19 protein-coding genes are annotated in these 17,879 nt (G+C 58.3%); 8 read left to right on the top strand and 11 right to left on the bottom strand.

Features of this window, described 5'->3' with window-relative positions; all coding sequences use genetic code 11:
• Positions 1-362: 362 nt before the first annotated feature.
• On the top strand, positions 363-1,511 hold the full coding sequence (gene yiaY, locus AC3IUE_RS21580; protein ID WP_489263700.1) for an L-threonine dehydrogenase: 1,149 nt from the start codon (positions 363-365) through the stop codon (positions 1,509-1,511).
• Positions 1,512-1,665: 154 nt separating this feature from the next.
• Here yiaY and AC3IUE_RS21575 read toward each other — a convergent pair whose 3' ends face one another.
• The 4 genes from AC3IUE_RS21575 to AC3IUE_RS21560 form a co-directional block, all read right to left on the bottom strand.
• The gene (locus AC3IUE_RS21575; RefSeq protein WP_489263699.1) at positions 1,666-2,127 is read right to left on the bottom strand and encodes a hypothetical protein; all 462 of its coding nucleotides are present in this window, start codon (positions 2,125-2,127) and stop codon (positions 1,666-1,668) included.
• Between the two features lie 134 nt (positions 2,128-2,261).
• Positions 2,262-2,732 carry a hypothetical protein gene (locus tag AC3IUE_RS21570; RefSeq protein ID WP_489263698.1) on the bottom strand — a complete coding sequence of 157 codons (471 nt, stop codon included), beginning with the start codon at positions 2,730-2,732 and terminating at the stop codon, positions 2,262-2,264.
• Between the two features lie 356 nt (positions 2,733-3,088).
• On the bottom strand, positions 3,089-3,376 hold the full coding sequence (locus tag AC3IUE_RS21565) for a hypothetical protein (RefSeq protein WP_489263697.1): 288 nt from the start codon (positions 3,374-3,376) through the stop codon (positions 3,089-3,091).
• Positions 3,377-3,587: 211 nt separating this feature from the next.
• The gene (locus tag AC3IUE_RS21560; RefSeq protein WP_489263696.1) at positions 3,588-4,490 is read right to left on the bottom strand and encodes a LysR family transcriptional regulator; all 903 of its coding nucleotides are present in this window, start codon (positions 4,488-4,490) and stop codon (positions 3,588-3,590) included.
• A gap of 106 nt (positions 4,491-4,596) precedes the next feature.
• Here AC3IUE_RS21560 and AC3IUE_RS21555 point away from each other — a divergent pair, with 106 nt between their 5' ends.
• The 3 genes from AC3IUE_RS21555 (at position 4,597) to solA (ending at position 8,553) form a co-directional block, all read left to right on the top strand.
• A complete protein-coding gene (locus AC3IUE_RS21555; RefSeq protein WP_489263695.1) occupies positions 4,597-5,994 on the top strand; it encodes an MFS transporter in 1,398 nt (465 codons plus the stop codon).
• Positions 5,991-7,265, top strand: a complete 1,275-nt coding sequence (locus AC3IUE_RS21550) for a glucarate dehydratase family protein (protein WP_056743766.1) — start codon at positions 5,991-5,993, stop codon at positions 7,263-7,265. The genes AC3IUE_RS21555 and AC3IUE_RS21550 overlap by 4 nt, the downstream gene beginning before the upstream one ends.
• Positions 7,266-7,374: 109 nt before the next feature.
• Complete coding sequence (gene solA, locus AC3IUE_RS21545) at positions 7,375-8,553, top strand: N-methyl-L-tryptophan oxidase (RefSeq protein ID WP_489263694.1); 1,179 nt, start codon at positions 7,375-7,377, stop codon at positions 8,551-8,553.
• Here solA and AC3IUE_RS21540 read toward each other — a convergent pair.
• Complete coding sequence (locus tag AC3IUE_RS21540) at positions 8,543-8,845, bottom strand: DUF7693 family protein (RefSeq protein WP_489263693.1); 303 nt, start codon at positions 8,843-8,845, stop codon at positions 8,543-8,545. The two genes, solA and AC3IUE_RS21540, sit on opposite strands and share 11 nt — an antisense overlap.
• A gap of 95 nt (positions 8,846-8,940) precedes the next feature.
• On the bottom strand, positions 8,941-9,510 hold the full coding sequence (locus tag AC3IUE_RS21535; protein WP_489263692.1) for an acyl-CoA thioesterase: 570 nt from the start codon (positions 9,508-9,510) through the stop codon (positions 8,941-8,943).
• A 105-nt stretch (positions 9,511-9,615) separates the two neighbouring features.
• On the opposite strand from AC3IUE_RS21535, the gene AC3IUE_RS21530 reads away from it, so the two are divergent.
• From AC3IUE_RS21530 to AC3IUE_RS21520, 3 genes are all read left to right on the top strand, one after another.
• Positions 9,616-10,581, top strand: coding sequence for a GlxA family transcriptional regulator (locus AC3IUE_RS21530; protein ID WP_489263691.1), 966 nt, complete (start codon positions 9,616-9,618; stop codon positions 10,579-10,581).
• 38 nt (positions 10,582-10,619) lie between these two features.
• Positions 10,620-11,009, top strand: a complete 390-nt coding sequence (locus AC3IUE_RS21525) for a c-type cytochrome (RefSeq protein ID WP_046046740.1) — start codon at positions 10,620-10,622, stop codon at positions 11,007-11,009.
• Positions 11,010-11,105: 96 nt separating this feature from the next.
• A complete protein-coding gene (locus AC3IUE_RS21520) occupies positions 11,106-12,248 on the top strand; it encodes a sterol desaturase family protein (protein WP_489263690.1) in 1,143 nt (380 codons plus the stop codon).
• On the opposite strand, the gene AC3IUE_RS21515 is transcribed toward AC3IUE_RS21520, so the two are convergent.
• Both AC3IUE_RS21515 and AC3IUE_RS21510 read right to left on the bottom strand, forming a co-directional pair.
• The gene (locus AC3IUE_RS21515) at positions 12,143-13,858 is read right to left on the bottom strand and encodes an amidase (RefSeq protein WP_489263689.1); all 1,716 of its coding nucleotides are present in this window, start codon (positions 13,856-13,858) and stop codon (positions 12,143-12,145) included. The two genes, AC3IUE_RS21520 and AC3IUE_RS21515, sit on opposite strands and share 106 nt — an antisense overlap.
• A 171-nt stretch (positions 13,859-14,029) precedes the next feature.
• Positions 14,030-14,965: a LysR family transcriptional regulator gene (locus AC3IUE_RS21510; RefSeq protein WP_489263688.1), complete on the bottom strand. Its 936-nt coding sequence runs from the start codon at positions 14,963-14,965 to the stop codon at positions 14,030-14,032.
• Between the two features lie 93 nt (positions 14,966-15,058).
• Here AC3IUE_RS21510 and AC3IUE_RS21505 point away from each other — a divergent pair, with 93 nt between their 5' ends.
• Positions 15,059-16,069 (top strand): MBL fold metallo-hydrolase, encoded by a 1,011-nt coding sequence (locus AC3IUE_RS21505; protein ID WP_489263687.1) that lies wholly within the window; start codon positions 15,059-15,061, stop codon positions 16,067-16,069.
• Between the two features lie 72 nt (positions 16,070-16,141).
• On the opposite strand, the gene AC3IUE_RS21500 is transcribed toward AC3IUE_RS21505, so the two are convergent.
• The 3 genes from AC3IUE_RS21500 to AC3IUE_RS21490 all read right to left on the bottom strand — a co-directional run bounded on the left by AC3IUE_RS21500 (position 16,142) and on the right by AC3IUE_RS21490 (position 17,734).
• Positions 16,142-16,570, bottom strand: coding sequence for a nuclear transport factor 2 family protein (locus AC3IUE_RS21500; protein WP_056743778.1), 429 nt, complete (start codon positions 16,568-16,570; stop codon positions 16,142-16,144).
• A gap of 36 nt (positions 16,571-16,606) precedes the next feature.
• The gene (locus tag AC3IUE_RS21495) at positions 16,607-17,179 is read right to left on the bottom strand and encodes a chorismate mutase (RefSeq protein ID WP_489263686.1); all 573 of its coding nucleotides are present in this window, start codon (positions 17,177-17,179) and stop codon (positions 16,607-16,609) included.
• A 153-nt stretch (positions 17,180-17,332) separates the two neighbouring features.
• Complete coding sequence (locus AC3IUE_RS21490; RefSeq protein WP_461999099.1) at positions 17,333-17,734, bottom strand: hypothetical protein; 402 nt, start codon at positions 17,732-17,734, stop codon at positions 17,333-17,335.
• Positions 17,735-17,879: the final 145 nt, after the last annotated feature.

Raw genomic sequence — 17,879 nt, 5'->3', positions numbered from 1 at the left:
GCTGTGGATTCAATCGGTCGATTGATCCGTATGCGTCGGCCAGATCTGCCCGGCTCCCACAGGTCTCGCGCCGGCCTTGTCGCGGCGCATTACCTCCCAGTACTAAAGGAGGTGCCAATGAAAGCTAAAGGACCATTCCAGTCTGGCGTCATAGGTTTAGGCTCAATCCCATGATCAAAAGATACCGGCTGCGATGGCCCATCCACCTCTGCATCTTAAAACACTGTTCGCCTGAACACTTGATGCAGCACGTCTCCCGCTGAACTTCATCAATGATGACAATCAGACCCGCCTCACAGCCTGCGATATGAGTAGAAGACCTCACCTGATTTCCGGGTTTCCAGAATAAAAGAGGAATTATCATGAGCAGCACCTTCTTCATTCCATCCGTGAACATGATGGGCATTGGCAGTCTCGACGAAGCGATGCTCGCCATCCGCAAATATGGTTTCCGTAAAGCCTTGATCGTCACTGATGCAGGCTTGGCCAAAGCTGGCGTGGCTGCCAAAGTAGCCAGCCTTCTGGCCCAGCAGGACATCAACTCCACCCTGTTTGATGGTGCCAAACCGAATCCGACGGTCAGCAATGTCGAGAAAGGTCTTGAGCTGCTTGGTCGCAGCGACTGTGATTTCATTATTTCCCTGGGCGGCGGTTCACCCCATGACTGCGCCAAGGGCATTGCCCTGTGCGCCGCCAACGGCGGGCACATCAGTGATTACGAAGGCGTGGATCAATCCGCCAAGCCACAGATGCCGTTGATCGCGATCAATACCACCGCCGGCACGGCGAGTGAAATGACCCGTTTCTGCATCATTACCGACGAAGTCCGGCACGTGAAAATGGCCATCGTCGACCGTAACGTCACCCCGCTGTTGTCGGTCAACGATCCTTCGCTGATGGCAGGCATGCCCAAAGGCCTGACCGCCGCCACCGGCATGGACGCGCTGACCCACGCTATCGAAGCCTACGTGTCGACTGCGGCAACGCCGATCACCGACGCCTGTGCACTCAAGGCCGTGGAATTGATTTCGGCCAACCTGCGCACTGCCGTTGCCCAGGGTGACGACATGGCCGCCCGGGAAAATATGGCCTACGCGCAATTTCTTGCCGGCATGGCCTTCAACAATGCTTCGCTGGGCTATGTCCACGCCATGGCGCACCAACTGGGTGGGTTCTACGACCTGCCACACGGCGTCTGTAATGCGATCCTGCTGCCCCATGTCGCCAGCTTCAACGCCAGCGTATGCCCGGCCCGGTTTAAAGACATCGCCAACGCAATGGGGGTCGACACCCAGCATCTGGATGCGGAAAAAGGTGCCGCCGCGGCCATCACCGCCATCCGTAAACTGTCTTCGGATGTCGGTATTCCGAGCGGTCTCGCCGAACTGGGCGCCAAGGCCGACGATATCCCGATCCTGGCAGCCAATGCCATGAAGGACGCCTGCGGCTTCACCAATCCGCGCCCTGCCAATCAGGACGAGATCGAGCAGATTTTCCATACCGCGATGTAACCGATGTGAAGTGACGCCAGCCAGATCAAAAGCCCCGCCTTCGGTTGAAGTGCGGGGCTTTTTTTGGTTCTTCACGAGGTACTCGACTTTGAACTCCGGCAAGCCCTGGTAGCTCGCCATTCCTTGGAGCTAAGGTCGACCGTCCGCTCTTGAGTCACGCACTACCCATTTCCTCGTACGAAGCATCGACGACCGTGATGCGCTCATCCCAAGCCGTTTCAGCGACATCGCGGATAATTTCCGCTAGCGTCTCAACATCCACACCCTTAGCCCTGATGCAGGCCAAGCGTCCGGGCGACCAATCGATAACGGTGCACTGTGGGTACTTCCCTAGCAGTGCGGACAGGGCTTCCTGAGGTGGCTCTTTGCGGGTGTACATGAAGTCAAAGTACGGGGCACTGGCATCCTGAAGCGAGTACACCAGAGCCCAAGCATTTGATGGCCCGGAAAACCAAATGGTGACGTTACGATGCGCCCATTCTGGCCCACCGTTTTTGATGCGGCGAAGTACTTCGATGATCGAATTACAACCGAGTATTCGGATCATGCGATCAGAATCAAACGTCCAGTCAGGCACAGGCTGGGAGGCTGCTTTACTGGCCAGAAGTGCAGTCATGCTTGCTTTTCTCTTCATCGCATTACCTTTGGTTTGAACGTCCGCTTCAGGCTGATTGCCGTCTGTGGCGAAGGGCAGCGATCGACCCAAAGCTGTCCTTCAAACCATCTCATTTAAAGTAAAGGTATGGTCCATCAAGCCTTTTTCTTAATAGCGCGAATGGCTGCCATGTAAGCGCTGTTTCCGATTCCGATCTGACCCCAGACCTCGCGGCTTTCTCCTTCCTGGCGGTCGTATTGTTCATCCGCATCCCACAGTGAGAGGATTTGGTTTGGAAACCAGTATTCATATGAGGTGAAATCATGAGGGCCAGAATTATCTGAAGCAGCCATCAATGAAAACACTTCGGTGGCAGAGCGCGCGAAGACATCGATGCCCTTGAACACGAACGTGAAATTCGGGTTTCCGCAGACACCAATAAACCAGACTTCATCGCTTGGCCCGTAGGAAAACTGCATGCAGGATTCGCAAAAATAATCAACGCCGTCGTGGGAGTTCTCGAGTGGGAATCCAATGGCAGCCATTGTTTGCCTCGCTACAGCGCGTGGTACGCCAAGCCGCACGGGACCAATGGCTTCGAGTGGTGAGATTTCAAAAACAGGCATCTACTGCGCTCCATAAAAGCGAAAAGCCTAGCTAATAGTTCAGTGCCATTACCAGTACTAACGCAACCTTCTCAACGACTGCTTTTGGCCGAGGCTGTGTAAAAACGTTTTCGAGCGCGACAGGTACTCAAAACCGGACTGGAAATCGCGCTTCTGCGCGAAATCCACATCTGCTGACGTGCCGATAAATTTCAGATTTAACGTAGACGCGCGCACTTCAATTTTGACGAAGCGTTTTTACACACTCTGGGCCGATTGCTGGCTATCGCGACCAGCTGAAAACGACCCTTTGCAGCCATCCGCAAACGCTCAGACACGCACTCCCAATCTGCTGTTTGGATGACGTGAGCCGCCTGTCAGGCGCGGACCTGGTCGAATAGCTTTTGCAGAAATACATCACCCGCCACAGAGTCTGAAAGCAAGTAATGTCCAGACCAATTGTCCCAGCCGGCCGCCAGGTTGAACTCAGCACACTGGAAATTTTGGTGAATTTGTTCACTGATACCTATGACGGGTGAACCCACCCGTTTGAACCCTCGAAGTTTGATCAGATCTTCAGCTATCGATGGCCAACAAGCGTCTGACAACTCGTTGAAATCAAGTGCCAGATGACCATTAGCTGCCTTATGGAGAGTTGGGTTCATTCGTTTCCGTCCAAGATGTGACGCGAAGGGAATGCACAAGCGCGGTTGAAAACGGACCTAGATTACACATCAGTTCTCGCTTGCTGCATAAGCTACTGTTTCGCCAGTAGAGTGTCCACGGACCGGTCTTGGCCGATAGTTGTAGATCACGAAGGGCCGCTACTGACCAACGTGGTCGATGACCCCAAAGAAACACCAGGCAACGCCAAACTCAAACGCCCCATCCCTCCCGCACAGCCCTTCGAATGCCTTCCAGCAACATCGCAAACGCCGGGTTGTCATTGTTCTCGCGCCAGATCAGATGCAGCTCGCTCTGCACACCTTCGCCCAAATCGATATCGCGAAACACCACGTTCTTGAACACCACGCTGGTGGCGCAGCGAGGCACCAGGGCCAGGCCCATTCCGGCGTTGACCAGCGCCAGGATGGTCAACGATGAGCCCAGCCATTGCACGTATTCCGGGGCGACGCGGGCAGAGCGGAGCATGCCGGTCAGCAGTTCGTTGAACGGCGGGTAGGCGGCGTGGGAGTACATCAGGAACGGTTGCGCATCGAGGTCTTTGACCGACACGGTTTCTGCACTCGCCAGCCGATGACTGCTCGGCACCGCCAATACAAACGGCTCGCGCACCAGGCATTCGGTGGCGAATCCCGGCTCCAGCAACGGCGCTCGAACGATGCCCAGATCGATACGCCGCGCACGCAGGGCTTCATGTTGCTGGTAGGTGTTCATCTCCGTCAGGTCGATTTTCACATGCGGCTGCTTGAGCCGTGCTTCGGCTATGACCTTGGGCAGGAATTCATACACCGCGCTGCCAACGAAGCTGATGTTGACCGAGCCAATGTCGCCCTCGGCAAAACGGCGGGCGGTGACGGCGGCTTGCTGGGCGCGCTCCAGCAGGTTCTGCGCTTCGATGAAGAAGGCGCGGCCGGCGGCGGTCAGGGCGACGCTGCGGGTGGTGCGGGTGAACAGCTCGACGCCTAGGTGATGTTCCAGCAGTTGAATCTGTCGGCTGAGGGGCGGTTGGGTCATGTTCAACCGTTCGGCGGCACGGCGGAAATTCAGTTCGGTCGCCACGGTGGTGAAGCAGCGCAGTTGAGTCAGTTCGAACATTGATCTAATCCAGGTATCAATCGAATGCCAAGTTAGATTAGACGGGATCAATACCTGCGTCCATCATCGGCCTGTCCCTAAAAAAACAATGATTGGGAGTTGCCCCTTGAATACCGTCCAGAGTCCGCCGGACCCGAATGTACTCGCCCGCGCCGCGGCCAAGGTGAAGCGCCATGTGCTGCCGCTGTTCGTGGTGATGTTCATCGTCAACTACATCGACCGCGTCAACATCGGCTTCGTGCGCAGCCACATGGAAACCGACCTTGGCATTGGCGCGGCAGCCTACGGCCTGGGCGCCGGGTTGTTCTTTATCGGTTACGCGATCTTCGAAGTCCCCTCCAATATGTTGCTGCAACGCTACGGCGCTCGCGCCTGGCTGACGCGCATCATGTTCACCTGGGGGGCGGCGGCGATGGCCATGGCGTTTGTGCGCGGCGAAACCAGCTTCTATGTGCTGCGTTTTGTTCTCGGTGCCGCCGAAGCGGGCTTCTTTCCCGGCATCATTTACTACTTCACCCAATGGCTGCCGTCGACCGAACGCGGCAAGGCCATGGCGATTTTCCTCAGCGGTTCGGCCATTGCCTCGGTGATCTCCGGTCCTGTCTCCGGCGCATTGTTGAACGTCAGCGGTTTCAGCCTGCATGGCTGGCAGTGGATGTTCTTGATCGAAGGCTTTGCCTCGATCGTGCTCTGTGGATTTGTGTGGTTCTGGCTGCAATCCCATCCGCGCGAGGCGAAATGGCTGAGCGCCGAAGAAAAGGACGCACTGGTTGACGCCATCGCGCTGGAACAACAGGCCCGCGAAGCCACACAAACCGTCAAGCCGTCGATGTTCAAGCTGCTGGCCGACAAGCAGATCGCGCTGTTCTGCTTTATCTACTTTTCCATCGCCCTGACCATCTACGGCGCCACGTTCTGGCTGCCGAGCATGATCAAGAAAATGGGCAACCTCGGCGACTTCCAGGTGGGCCTGTTCAACTCGATTCCGTGGATCATTTCGATCATCGCGATGTATGGCTTCGCCGCCATGGCCAGCAAATGGAAACACCAGCAAGCCTGGGTTGCGTTGACCCTGGTGATCGCCGCGTTCGGCATGTTCATGTCCACCACCGGCGGGCCGATCTTCGCCTTCGTTGCCATCTGTTTTGCCGCCATTGGTTTCAAGGCCGCCTCGGCATTGTTCTGGCCGATACCGCAAGGCTATCTGGACGCTCGCATCGCCGCCGCGGTGATTGCCTTGATCAACTCCATCGGCAACCTCGGCGGTTTCGTTGCCCCGACAGCGTTCGGTTTCCTGGAGCAAAAAACCGGCTCCATCGAAGGCGGCCTCTACGGTTTGGCGGCCACGTCACTGGTCGCGGCCGTGGTGATCTTTTTCGCCCGCACTGCACCGCGTGGCGATGCGCACCGCGCGCTGACCGACAAACCTGCCGTCGACACAGCAGCCAAAAAATCCATCCGCCATCAAGCCTTGAGTTCAGGTTCAAAGGGAGCAGCTTCTTGAAAATCAAACGAGTCACCGTCACCCCAATCGCTTTCCGTGATCCGCCGCTGCTGAATGCCAGTGGTATCCACGAACCTTTTGCGCTGCGCTCGATCATCGAGATTGAAAGCGACAACGGCTACATTGGCCTGGGTGAAAGCTACGGCGATGCCCCGGCGCTGCTGATCCAGCAGCAACTGCAAGACCAGTTGATCGGCCTCGACCCGTTCAACCTCAATCAGCTGCGCCGCATCGTGCAGGCCACGGTGGCAGCGAACAAACCCGCGAGCATTGCCGGTGCGGAACTGGCGCCGGGTTCCCATGCCAGCAAAGCGGTGAGCAACGCGTATTCGGCGTTCGAAGTGGCGTTCCTGGATTTGCAGGCGCACTCGTTGAACGTGCCATTGGTGGACTTGCTGGGCGGGGCGATTCGCGACGAGATTCCGTTCAGCGCCTACCTGTTCTTCAAGTACGCGCAGCATGTCGATTCACCCTACAAACCCGACAGTTGGGGTGAAGCGCTGAACGAGGAACAGATCGTCGCCCAGGCGCGGCGCATGATCGAGGCCAACGGTTTCAAGAGCATCAAGCTCAAGGCCGGCACGCTGCCGCCGGAGCACGAAGTGTCGTGCATCAAGGCGCTGAAAAAGGCTTTCCCCGGTTACCCGTTGCGCATCGACCCGAACGGCAACTGGTCGCTGGAAACCTCGATCCGCATGGCCGAACTGCTGGGCGATGACCTGCAATATTACGAAGACCCGACGCCGGGCCTCGACGGCATGTCCGAACTGCACAAGCGCACCGGCCTGCCGCTGGCGACCAACATGGTGGTCACCGACTTCGATGAGTTCCGCCGCAGCGTGGCGTTGAACAGCGTGCAGATCGTCCTCGCCGATCACCATTACTGGGGCGGCCTGCGCGACACCCAGGCGCTGGCGAAAATGTGCGACACCTTTGGCCTTGGCGTATCGATGCATTCCAATTCGCACTTGGGCATCAGCCTGATGGCGATGGCGCATGTCGCCGCCGCGGTGCCCAATCTGGATTACGCCTGCGACACGCATTACCCGTGGCAGGAACCGGATGAAGAGGTGATCAAGGGCGGCAAAATACCCATCGTCGATGGCTGCGTGAAAATCACCCGTGCGCCCGGGTTGGGCCTGGAGCTGGATCACGATCAACTGGGCAAGCTGCACGACCAGTACCTGACTTGCGGCATTCGTCAGCGCGATGACGTGAAACAGATGCAGCGTTACAAACCGGAGTGGAAGGCGGTCAAACCGCGTTTTTGATCACCTGAGTTGTGCCCCCGAGAATACTGAAAAGCCCTGGCAACCCAAAGGAGCAATCCTTGGCCTATGCTGGTGGCTTTTCAACGAGCCGGTTTCGGCGGGGGCATAGATGGATCTTCGATGTGAAGTAGCGGTTCTCGGCATGGGCGCAATGGGCGCAGCCACCCTGTATCAGCTGGCGAAATCCGGCGTCAAGGTGGTGGGTGTCGACCGCCACCATCCTCCCCACGATCAAGGTTCAAGTCATGGCGATACGCGCATCACCCGGCTCTCGGTCGGGGAAGGCGCCGAGTATCTGCCCATCGTCCGCAATTCCCACAAAATCTGGCGCGAGCTCGAAGCGCTGTCCGGTGAGTCATTGTTCGAGCAGTGTGGTGTGCTGGTCATGACCTCCAGCCCCACGTATGACGCTGACGATGAACGTGACTTCACCCACAGCACCCTTCATCTCGCGAACACCTATGACATTGAGCACGAGGTGTTGTCGGCGGGACAGATTCGTCAGCGATTCCCGCAGTTTTCACCGGTGCTGGACACGGCAGTCGGCTATTTCGAACCGGGCGGCGGTTATCTCCGGCCCGAACGCTGCATCGCGGTACAGCTCAAGCTCGCCGAGGAACTGGGCGCGACGCTGCTGAAGGGCGAAACCGTCATGCAAATCACCTCGGACGAGCAGGGCGTCACCGTCATTACCGATCAGCGAACCCTCCTTGCCGACAAGGTCGTGATCAGCGCCGGCATGTGGTCGCAGGGCTTGCTCGGCGAGCCTTTCGATCGGTTGCTGCGGGTGTGTCGTCAGAAGCTGTTCTGGTTCGAGCTGGAGGAAAATGCCCGGTTCGCACCGCTGTCACCGACCTTTATTTGTTCTCACGGGCCAGGCGATGAAGACTCTGTCTATGGTTTCCCACCGTTGCCCGGCGAGGGCAGCCTGAAGGTCGGCACCGAGCAATACAGCGAAGAGACTTCACCCGACACGCTGGACAGAACCGTCAGCGACGCCGAAGCACGCGAGATGTTCGACACCCATGTGCGCGGCAAGATTGCGGGCGTCAGCTCGCGGGTCGTCAAGTCGGCGGTGTGTGCCTACACCGTCACGCCGGACGGCAATTTCATCATCGACGAGCACCCGACACTGAAAAATACCCTGGTGGTGTCCGCCTGTTCGGGGCATGGCTTCAAGCATTCCTCTGCGCTGGGCGAGGCGCTGGCACAGTGGTGCGCGCGGGGCAGCAGTGACCTGGACTTGTCAGCGTTTTCGTTGAAGCGGTTTGAGGGCGTTATTGAGTGAGTGCAGTGCTCAGGCGCTCGATCTGCGCCAGCTCCCAAGTGCTGAGCAAACTGACCGGATCAGTGCCGTAACGTTGCCAACTGTCGAGCGCGCCCTCGCGACCGTCCGGGCTTTGGCAACGTTGGCAGTGGCGCAGGCGAGTGCCGTCGAAGTCGAGGGTCAGACGCCAGCCCTCGATATCGACCTGTACCTGGCCGGGCTCGGGTTGTTCGTCGAGGCGCTTCAGAAGCCGAACTTCCAGCGCGGCGTCGCGCAATTGCTGGTAAACCTCGCGGGCGGTCAGGGGCGGCACTGATGTCTCCGATGAAATCGTGGCAAGCGTAGATTCGGGGTGCACAGGATAGAGTGTGCGCTTGAGGCTGTCAGCGGATAGCGGGCGCGTCGAATTTATTCGACGGTCTGCGGGCGCCGTGCAGGCTGTCCTTCTTCCTCTCGAAGCTCACGGCTCATGTCATTGCAGCTTTGCGACCAGTCTGTCAGCCACGTCGGCATCGGCGGCGACTGTTCAGCCAAGCCCAGTTCCCGGGCGTACTCGCCAGGTGGAACGGTGCCTTTGGCAGAGCGGAACAGACCCCGCATCACCACCACACCGACCACGCGTCCCTTGCTCACGAAGCGGTGCTCCATAAAGCTCCACTTATCGTCCCAGCCAAGCATCCTGGTGTGAATCTCGAACGCTTCGAACAATTTCAGCTCACGCCGGAACTTGCCCCAGGTGTCCCCGACGATAGGCACGGCCTTATTGCGAAGCGCCACCCGGAATGCGCCGCTGCGCAGCACATAGTCCATGCGTCCGATATCGGCCAGGGTGAAATACCGGCCATTGGTAACGTGCCGGTTGAGGTCGAGATCAAGCGGCCAGACGCGCATGTGGACGATGGTGGTGGCCAAGGCGTCAACGGGCTTGCGCCATGGACGACGAAACAGCATGAGGAAAAGTCGGAACCAGAGATTCATAAGTACGCCGATGATTGAATGACCGGTGCACTTTAGGGCGGAAGGATCGGGTAAGGTAGGTGCGCAAATGACTTTTTTCATGCGAAAAGCGCAATAGGATCATATATGCACGTCACGCTTTTACTGGCGGATCAATGTTCCGCCGCCAGCGCCACGATGGCCGTGGAAGTGCTCAGAGCCGCCAACCTGTTTGCAGACACTGCCGGCGCGCCTTTTGAAGTGGTCATCGCCTCGCTTGAGGGTGGTGATGTCGCCGCGTGGGGAGGGCAGATGTTGCGCGTGGACCTGTCCACCGCCGAGATCCCGCGAACCGACCTGGTGCTGATCCCCGGATTCCTCTTCACCTTGAAGGATGCCTTGCCGGCCTTTTCAGCTTATGGGCCGTGGCTGCGTCAACAGCATGCGCAGGGTGCCGTGGTGGCGTCGATGTGCACGGCGGCGTTCATGCTGGCCGAAACGGGCCTGCTGGATGGCGTTCGTGCTACCACGCACTGGGCCTTTGCAGACCTGTTTCGTCGTCGGTATGCCGAGGTCCGTCTGGAGGAGACGCAGATCCTCTGCGAGGACAATCGCGTGATCACGTGCGGGGGCGCGAGTGCCGCCATGGATCTTTTGCTGCACCTCGTGCGCCGGTTCGCTTCACTGGAACTGGCGCAAAAGTGCAGCAAGTACTTGCTGGTCGACGCTGTGCGCAGCGAGCAATCGGTGTACGTCATGTGGTCATTGCCGAAGAACCATGGGGATGGCGACATCCTGCGGGTTCAACACTGGCTGGAGGAGCACTTCGAACAGCCGCTGCTGATTGATGACGTCGCCCAGCGATTCGGGTTCGGCGTCAGGAACTTCAAAAGGCGTTTCAAGGAGGCCACCGGTTACACGCCCATTACCTACCTGCAAACCCTGCGTCTGGAGAAGGCCAAACAGCTTCTTGAATCCACCCGCATGACACTCGACAGCATCACTTACGCCGTGGGCTACGAAGACGGTAATTCGTTCCGTAGACTGTTCCGCCAGCGAGTGGGTTTGCTGCCAGCGGCGTACAGGAAGAAGTTTCAACCGGGTGCGAGTTGATTCACTTGCGCCAAGCCACAGATGATTGGGAGCAGAACATGCAGAAAACCGCCGTACTCACCTTCGCCCTGATGCTCAATGCAGGGGTGTTCAGCACGCAAGTACACGCGGCCGGCGATGCTGAAGCGGGTGCGACACTGTTCAAGCGGATATGCGGCGGCTGCCATCAGGTCGGGGAGTCGGCGCGCGGTTCATTCGGGCCGCAGCTCAATGGCATTTTTGGACGCCCTTCGGGCAGCACCACGGATTACCAGTATTCCGATGCGATGAAATCCGCCGGTATCGTCTGGACCCGCGAAACACTGACCGCGTACCTGGAAGCTCCAAAAGAAGTGGTGCCCGGCACCCGCATGATTTTCTGGGGGCTCAGTGACCCGGAAAAGATCGACAACCTGTTGGCGTACCTTCAGACGTTTCAGCCGCAGTAGGACTTCGCGACTTTCGAGGGCATTCGCCAGGCGCGGAGCACCCGGTGGTTCTGATCTGATTTACAATCCCCCCCTTTTGACGGGGGGGAGCCGTTAATGGATGTTTTCGCGCTTCTGTATGACGGCCTGATCAAGTGGGTGATCGAGCCTGTCACGGATCAGTTCCTTGGCATTTTCGATCTGAACGGCCGCTTCAGCGTCGTGTTTCTCTGCGTGTCCTACAGCATCGCCTACACCCTGTACCGCTTCAGAAAATATCGCGGGCTGACCGACGCACGTTCTTTCTGGCAGTTCATCGGCGGGCACCGGGTTCATTTTCATCCCTCGGCGTTGCTGGATTACCGGTACTACTTCGTGCGGGCCATCCTGAAGGTCGCGCTGGTGCTGCCCATTGTTGGCCTGGTCGATCCGTACGTCCTGCGTTCCGGCGACTACATCTCGTTTTTCAACAATCTTTGGGGCGCGCGCGTGCAGGTGGGGGAGAACCTCTTACTTTCCTTGCTCTACGGGCTGGGCGTGTTTCTGGTGCAAGACTTCATCCATTACTGGGGCCATCGCGCCTTTCATTCCCGGTATCTGTGGGCGTTCCACAAAGTCCATCATTCCGCGCCCGTCCTGGTGCCGGCAACGGCAAGCCGGATTCACTTTGTGGAAAAAATGGTCGAGAGACTGACTGACACCGTCTTCCTCGGCGCTTTTGCCGGTGTCTTCTGGTACGCCTGTGGCGGGGAGATCAGCCGGTACACCTTGTTCGGCGTGACTTATATGGTCCTGATCCTCAATGCCTTGGCTGCCAATCTGCGTCACAGCCATGTCTGGCTGTCTTTCGGGCCTGTGGTCGAGCATGTACTGAACAGCCCGGCGCAACACCAGATTCATCACAGTGACGCGCCCCGACATTTCAACAAGAACTTCGGTATCAACCTGTCACTCTGGGACTGGATGTTCGGCACGCTCTACGTCACACACTCGACGCCCGAGCCTATTCAGTTCGGCACCGGCAAACAGGACCACGACCGTTACCTGACGCTCTATAGCCTGATCGTCACGCCCTTTGTGGACATCGCCCGCAAGATCTCCACGTTCAACCAGTGGACGGGATTGGAGCGTGTAAAGCTCCAATCCCGCCCTTTCTATTGTTGGCCAACCGGCAAGGGTGGGGTTCGAGGCGGGATCAATCGTTTTGACCCGATCGATTCGAACGCCGACGCCAGGCGCAGCAGCGTCGAATCGTCATAGGCACGACCGGCGAATGTCAGCCCGACGGGCATGCCGATGTCGGGCATGACGCCCATCGGCACCGTGACCGTGGGAACGCCCAGGTGCCGGATGGCAAGATTGCCGTTGGCGACCCAGACGCCGTTGCTCCACGCGATATCCGCAGACTTCGGATTGACATCGGCATTCGCCGGACCCACGTCGGCCACCGTCGGGAACAGCACCGCATCGAGTCCCAGCCGATCCATCCAGTGCTCAAGATCGATTCGACGTGTCTGCTCAAGTCCGCGCAGTCCGTCAGGCACGGTGGTGATCTGGTCCCACGGTGTGATGCCGCGCTTGGCCATCTTCACGTACTCGTCCATGCCTGCGGCAAGGTCGTCCTCCCGATTGGGGAGAGTGCCCGGGTCGTGGGGGAAAATCAGCGGTCCGTCGACATCGGCCAAGCGGTTCAACTTGGGATCGCCATTGGCCCGCAGAAAATCATCGAACGCCCAGGCCGACAGGTCCCACAACTCATGATGCAAGAACTCTTTGGACACCAGGCCTCGCGTAAATACGGTCGGTGCACCCGGGCGATCACCCTCGCAATTGGAGACCAGCGGGAAATCGACTTCGATGACTTCGACGCCAGCGGCTTCGAGTGCTTTGCGTGCCACTTCCCAGAGCCCGATCACGGAAGGACGGGTGATGATTCGCTGCCCTGTCGGACCACCGATGCCTGGCGCATCGCTCGTGCCCGCATCGGGATCCGCGTTGATGTACATGCGCGGCACGCCGAAGCGCTTTCCTGCCAGTGCATCGGACTTCACGGCCAACTCGGCATAGGAAGCGGGACGCACTGAGGCGACACTCGGAATCGGCACCCAGGGTTGCATGCGCCACAGATCGCCACGGGTGTCGGGATCATCCGCCACCACCACGTCGAGCACCTCGAGCAGGTCGGCCATGGTTCTGGCAAACGGCACGACAACGTCCATCGTCGGCGTCAACGGCCAGTTGCCTCGCACCGAAATCACCCCGCGCGAAGGCGTGTAGGCACACAAACCATTGTTCGATGCAGGGCCGCGTCCGCTCGACCAGGTTTCTTCCGCGAGGCCGAATGCCGCGAAGCTGGCGGCAGTTGCGGTACCGGCGCCGTTCGATGAACCCGAGGCGAAGGGAGCGGTGAGATAGTCAGCGTTGTACGGGCTCTCCGCACGGCCATAGACCCCGCGTTGCATGCCGCCGTTTGCCATCGGCGGCATGTTGGTCTTGCCCAGGCAGATCGCACCAGCAGCGCGAAGCCGTTCGATCGTGAACGCATCGCGATAAGCAATCAGGTTCGCGAAGGCCGGACTGCCAGAGGCGGCAGTGAGCCCTTTCACCAGATAACTGTCCTTGGCCGAATAGGGAATGCCGTCGAGCGGACCTAGCGTTTCGCCCTTGGCCCGACGGGCATCGGACGCCTGCGCCTCGTTCAGCGCCTCGGGGTTTCGAACCACCACCGCGTTGAGGGCGGTGGGCGTGTCGGGACCGTCGTAGGCATCAATCCTGGCGAGATAGGCCTGGACCAGCTCAACTGCAGTGGTTCGACCTGACTCGAGCGCAGCACGCAGTTCGGCAATGGAAACTTCGGTGACCTCGATCATGCTGTTACCACCGTCTGCTGATGGGGGAGGGGGTGAATGTTTCCATCTCGCTGGGTCTTTGGATCAAGGGCATCACTTATCTCAAAATGGGTATTCATAGATGTTCTCGTTGCGCAGCTTTACGCGCTCTATTTAACACCAAGCCGGGAGCCGAGGCATCGGTGTAACGGTTCACCCGTTCTCCGGTGGCCGCACAGCAGCAGGTTGCTCGGCCGCACGAATGAAATGCTCGCGAAGCCATTGATGCGCCGGGTCTTCATGCGACCTGGGATGCCAGGCCATGGCAACGTCAAAGGCGGGCAGATGAAAAGGCAGGGGCAAAATATCCAGACCGCCAGCATAACGTTGCAGCAGTCGACTGGGCAGCGTCGCTACACAGTCGGTATCGCCCAGTACGAGGGCTATCTGGTTGTAGCCGGAGACGGTCAACGCCACGTGGCGTTGATGCCCCAAACCTTCCAGCGCGTTGTCCACACTGCTTTTGAATTTACCCTCCTGGGAAACCATGACATGAGCAAGCTTGCAGTACTCCTCGACGCCAGGGTTTTGCGTGCCTCGGGGATGCCCCTTGCGTTGCGCCAATCGAAACTCGTCTTTGAGCAAGAATCTGGACTTCAATGCCTCAGGCACTTGTCGCGCAAGGCCGACATACAGATCAATCTCACCTCGTTCCATCCTGTACGTCAGGTTCGCTTCTATCGGCGTAATAAAGCTCAGGCGTATGCCTGGCGCCTGATGCGCCAACACCGACTGCGCGACGGACAGTCCCACCAGCGTGAAGATATTGTCGTTCACGGCAACGACAAAATCGCGCTTGGCAGTGAGCGGCTTGAAGTCTTCACTCGACGCCACTGCGCCCTGAAGATCCAGCAACGCCTGATGCAGGCGCGACTGAATCGCCAGTGCGCGGTCAGTGGGCGCCATGCCCCGACCCGCTTGCGAGGGGACCAGCAGCGGATCATTAAACAGGTCTCTTAACCGACTTAGCTGCGTTGATAGCGCTGGCTGGCTGATGTTCAGTCGTTTGGCGGCGCGTGTGACGTTTCGCTCTTCAAGGAGTGCGTCCAGGGAAATGAGCAACGGGAGATCCGAACGCCGGATATCCATATTCGATATACCTCGTATAGGGAAAGGTAACTCACTGCCGCGACGATGAAGCTTTAGAGTCTGGACTGTACCGATTTCGGCAAGGAGAGACCTATGCGAGTGAACAGTTTTTTTATTTCGAGTGCGCTGGCGGCTTCGATAGCGCTCGCTGGCACTTTTTCTTCGGGTGCCAATGCGGCAACCGATACTCAGGCGACGCCCGCGGTGGCTGCCGCACAAATTCATGCTCAAGCTCCCGGTGTTTATCGTTACCGCGTCGGCGATTTTCAGGTGACCGCTCTGTCCGATGGTACGGTGCCACAGGATCTGCATGCGCTGCTGACCAACACAACCCCGGCTGAAACGGACGGCTTGCTCAAGCATGCATTCCTGGCCAGTCCGGTTGAGGTATCGATCAATGTCTTCCTGATCGATACCGGCAGCAGACTTGTGTTGGTCGATACCGGCTCCGGTGCGCTCTTCGGTCCAGGGAAGGGCGGCAAGCTGCTCGGTAGTTTGAAATCGGCGGGCTATGCGCCTGAGCAGATTGACGACATCTTGCTCACCCATATCCACAGTGACCATAGCGGTGGTCTGGTGAACGAGGGGCAGCGGGTCTTCCCGAATGCAACCGTTCATGTGGGCAAGCCTGACATGGACCTGTTCCTTGATCCGGCGAACATCCACGGCGTCAATGGCTACGACAAGAAGTACTTCGAGCAAGCGGTGAAGACGGTCGAACCCTACGTTAAAGCGGGCAAAGTCGTTGCGTTCACCGGCGTGACCCAGCTGTTCCCGGGCGTCAAGGCGATTCCAACGCCTGGGCATACGCCTGGCCATAGCTTCTATCAGTTCGAGAGCAAGGGTGAGTCGATCGAGTTCATCGGTGACATTGTTCACGTCGCGTCGGTGCAATTCCCTAAACCGAAGATCACGATTGTGTACGACGTATCGCCCAAAGAAGCGGCGGCCCAGCGCGAGAAACAGTTCGCTATTGCCGCTTCTCAGCGTGAACTGGTGGCGGGCGCTCACTTGCCTTTCCCAGGCTTGGGTCATGTTCGGGCTGAACGCGACGGTGGTTTCACGTTTGTGCCGGTCGATTATCGCGATCGTGATGGACGCTGAGTTTCTTCTGCGAGGGTGGCCGAGCTTCCTGTCGGCCACCTGCAGCACCCCGCGCAAGGCGAGGTATTGTCATCAGGCTTTGCTGGCCGCCAGGTAAGCGCCAAGGCGTTGTCCCATTTGCTCGCCCAAGGCTTGCAGGCCACTCAAGGGACGGACCATCACTTCAAACTCGACGATTTTTCCTTGTTCATTGAAGCGAATCATGTCGATGCCCTTTAACGCTTTCCCGCCGACGTTGGCGCTGAACTCCAGGACAACGCTCAACCCGTCTGCGGTCGACAGTTCCCGGTGGTAGACAAAGTCCTCAAATACCTCGATGACCGTGTTGAGAATCATCGATACCACGGCCGCACCCGGGTAAGGCGTGTGAGCCATCGGGGAGCGGAATATCGCCTGTGGGTCCAACAAACCGGGCAAGGCGCTCAAGTCACCCTTGCTGATCATGTCGTGCCACTGGTTCAGGGATTCTGCGGCCTTGGGATGCAGTTTCAGTTCAGACATTTTCAACTCCTGTATTTTTGTTGTTTGGTTACCTTGTCATCGATCAGCGACACACAGTTCCCCGGTGGCGCGGATCAGTGCCTGACCATGCAGACCGTCCTTGATCAGGCTGGATCGTTCTTTGGCTAGCCAGTCCGCGCATTGCGGGTCATTGCGATAGGGCGCGAAGGCGGCGTATTGCTGCAACAGGCGGTTTTGTAGCTCATCGAGCTGTGGCCGGATTTGATTGGCGAGGTCTGGCCGCGGCGTGTCAGGCGCCTTGCCAGCCGCTCGCCATTGGGCCACCAACCCGTACTGCACCAGCTTGTTGGCTTCAATCTGTGCGGCGATCAATTCGGCTATTTCGTCCGGGTCCTGTTTGTGCTCAACGGCCAGCTTCCTGGCGTTGGCGATGACTTGTGCTTCCCGGGCACTGTCCTGGATCGGTTTGCCACTGTCCCACTTGGTCAGCGCCACAAGATCAGCAATGCTCAGGCGTTCGTTCAACGTTACCAGCAGCGGTTGCAAGCTATCGGGTGCCGGGGATGGTGCACCGGCCTGCGCGCTGCCGGCGAGTAAACCGAGGACGGCGCAGGTCAGCAGTTGTGGTAAGCGTGGGGAGTGGAGCATGGGCAAACCTCATTGGGTACGGGACTCACAATCAGGTGTTATGTATCACAGGTGCGGCGGCGGCATTAAGCAGGGATCGATTTATTTTGTGCACGAAAAAGCCCGGCTTGTCAGGCCGGGCTTTTCGTTGAGTGCTTCGGTAAAGCTATTCATTTATGCAGCGCGGTTTTCGATCAGACGGTCGGAACCACCTTCGGCAACGCGGTTCTCGATCAGACGGTCGGAACCACCTTCGGCAACGCGGTTTTCGATCAGACGATCGGAGCCACCTTCAGCGACGCGGTTCTCGATCAGACGATCCGAACCACCTTCGGCAACGCGGTTTTCGATCAGACGATCCGAACCACCTTCGGCAACACGTTTCTCGATCAGACGGTCGGAACCACCTTCAGCCACACGATTTTCGATCAAACGATCCGAGCCACCCTCAGCCACACGACTTTCAATCAGACGATCCGAGCCGCCTTCAGCGACAACTGGGTGAGCAGAGGTAGCAGCGAAAGCGTTAACTGCAAAAACCGAGAAAGCGATGCTGAGAAGGATTTGGCGTTTCATGATGGTGTGCTCCGGGGTGTAGTTGTTGGGTATGGGGCTGATGTTACGCCGCAGATTTTTTATGAGAACTTCATTGAGGTGATGGTGACTATCGACGCCGGCAATGATCCTCCTGTCGTCGGCTCTACCGCTCAGCCAGAACCGC

It is taken from the genome of Pseudomonas sp. GL_093, assembly GCF_057837605.1.
This window is presented reverse-complemented; position numbering and strand designations above follow the sequence as displayed.